This window comes from Pseudomonas sp. SDO5532_S415 (genome assembly GCF_054071155.1).
In genome coordinates this window covers 1-2214 of the sequence record NZ_JBSVWS010000333.1, presented here as the reverse complement: position 1 = coordinate 2214, position 2214 = coordinate 1, and the positions used below count along the sequence as shown (strand labels likewise).

2 protein-coding genes are annotated in these 2214 nt (G+C 60.1%); one reads left to right on the top strand and one right to left on the bottom strand.

The window, feature by feature from the left end:
• Nucleotides 1-64: 64 nt before the first annotated feature.
• The gene (locus ACW9HW_RS29885; protein ID WP_457402925.1) at nt 65-1084 is read right to left on the bottom strand and encodes a DUF4917 family protein; all 1020 of its coding nucleotides are present in this window, start codon (nt 1082-1084) and stop codon (nt 65-67) included.
• Nucleotides 1085-1234: 150 nt separating this feature from the next.
• Here ACW9HW_RS29885 and ACW9HW_RS29880 point away from each other — a divergent pair, with 150 nt between their 5' ends.
• The gene (locus tag ACW9HW_RS29880; RefSeq protein WP_095195447.1) at nt 1235-2143 is read left to right on the top strand and encodes a LysR family transcriptional regulator; all 909 of its coding nucleotides are present in this window, start codon (nt 1235-1237) and stop codon (nt 2141-2143) included.
• Nucleotides 2144-2214: the final 71 nt, after the last annotated feature.

Genomic DNA, 2214 nt, shown 5'->3' with positions numbered 1-2214 from the left:
CACAGGAGGAATGCATTCCATTGTGGGAGCGAGCCTGCTCGCGAAAGCGTCGGATCAGCCGACACTAAACTTCCACTGGAACCGATAACTTGGAGCTACCCAGCGCGTGGCTCTTCGAATCAAAAAACCGCAACTCAACCCCGGTCCCCTCGAACACCTTCGCGTAATGCCGCTTCTGATGCTGGATGAACGCCTTGCTGCGCGGGTAAATCGAGATCGCCACAACCTTCGGTTTCGCCTGGCGCAAGGCATGAACGATATGGCTGTCCTGCTCGCCCAGTGCATGGCCGAAAAGGCACAAGCCATCGTTGTGGCCGAGTAACTGCTCGTAGCAGAACGATAGATAGTCCGAGCTGCGAATGGTCTTGAGCTTGTCCGCGCTGGGTCCTTCGTTGACGAACAGCGGCACGTCGTCGAGGGTCTTGATCGTGTTGTTGATGGCGAAATTGCCCAGCAACGTGCCTTCGGTCGACATCAGTTTGCGCGCCGTACCGTCCTGATTGCGCACCAGGTGCAGGCCGCCGTGCAGGTACAGCAAACGGGTCTTGTCGGTGGCGGTGGTGCTCAGGTCGAAAGCGGGTTCGTCCCCCTGGAACAGGTCGGTGATCGCGTCCGGTTGCTGCTGGATCGCCCAGTAATTGAGCAAGTCGTAATTGGTGGTGAACACTGTGCGGTAGCTGGTCAGTTCCTGATTGATCGTCGCCAGTGTCGAAGCTTCGACCAATCGCCATGGGATATGCACCGCGTGCACGGTGTTGATCAGCGCTTCCTTGATTGCGTAGTAACGATTGCGCGGCGCGGCGGAGCTGACGGCCAGAGCCTTGTTGACCCGGCTGGTGGTCTTGAGCGCGCTCAACACCTGCTCGAAACTGCGCGTCTGCATCGCATCGAATACGCTCAGCTCGGAGGGGCTCAGGGGCTTTTCTTCGACGGTACGGGCGTTTTCGAACAGCGAGTCGTAGCCGAAGTCGTCCCACACCGCGCGGCTGGCGCCGTTGCCCACCAGCAAGCCGCCGAACGCAGTGCTGGCGCGCAGGGCATTCCAGTCTTCAAGTTGGGCGTCGACATCCTGGAAATCGGTCATTGCGATCAAAGTCTCAAAGCAAAAGGTCTGATGGGCGGCGACTTTATCACGGAGGGCATCGAGATTTTCCGCCGCGCGTTGCAAGCGCCACGACGCGGATGAAGAACGCTATGCTGCGACTTCGCCTGAACCGACATTGCCGAGTCCCTGATGCTGCAGAAAAGCCTGATCCGCCGCCTCGACCTGATCACCCTGCAACTGTTCGTCGCCGTCCATGAAGAGGGCACCCTGACCCGTGCCGCCGCACGCGAAGCGATTGCGGTGTCGGCGGCGAGCAAGCGCCTGATGGAGTTGGAGGAGGCGCTGGGTATCAGTCTGTTTGTGCGCCAGGCCAAGGGCATGACGTTGACGCCGGCCGGTGAAACGCTACTGCACCATGCCCGGCAGATGTTGTTCAACGTCGAGAAAATGGGCCTGGAACTGGGCGAGCACAGTCACGGTGTGCGCGGTTATGTGCGAATGCTCGCGAACCTGTCGGCAATCATCCAGTTCCTGCCCGAAGACTTGCGCGACTTTTCCGAGCAGCATCCCCAGGTCAAGACCGATCTTGAAGAACGACCCAGCGCCGGGGTGATTCAAGGGGTGCTCGATGGTGTGGCCGACCTCGGGATCTGCTCCATCGACAGCGACATCAAGGGCTTGCACAGCGTGCTGTACCGTCAGGACAAACTGATGGTGCTGATGTTGCCGGATCACCCGTTGGCCAACCGTCCGAACGTGGCATTTGCCGATACGCTGGACAGCGATTATGTCGGGCTGCATGCGGCCAGTTCGATCAACATGCGCACCCATGCCGCGGCGCGTCAGGCGGGCCGGGTCTTGCGGGTGCGCATCCATGTGCCGGGCTTCGACGCCATGTGTCGCATGATCCAGGCCAATATGGGCATTGGCGTGCTGCCGCAGCGAGCTTATGAACTGTTTGGTCGGGCGTTGGGGTTGCATGCGGTGCCGTTGACCGATGACTGGTCGGATCGGGCGTTGATCCTGGTGGTGCGCGATGAGGCGCTGCTGTCGCCGGTGAGCCGGATGTTGTTTGAGCATTTGCGTGGACAGGCCTGAGTTATTTATGGATCAGACCGGCCCCTTCGCGAGCAGGCTCGCTCCCACAGTTGATCTGTGGCGTTCACCAA

Excerpts from the sequence above, each read along its gene's own strand:
- ACW9HW_RS29880 (WP_095195447.1), top strand. The coding sequence starts at position 1,235 with ATGCTGCAGAAAAGCCTGATCCGCCGCCTCGACCTGATCACCCTGCAA.
- ACW9HW_RS29885 (WP_457402925.1), bottom strand. The coding sequence starts at position 1,084 with ATGACCGATTTCCAGGATGTCGACGCCCAACTTGAAGACTGGAATGCC.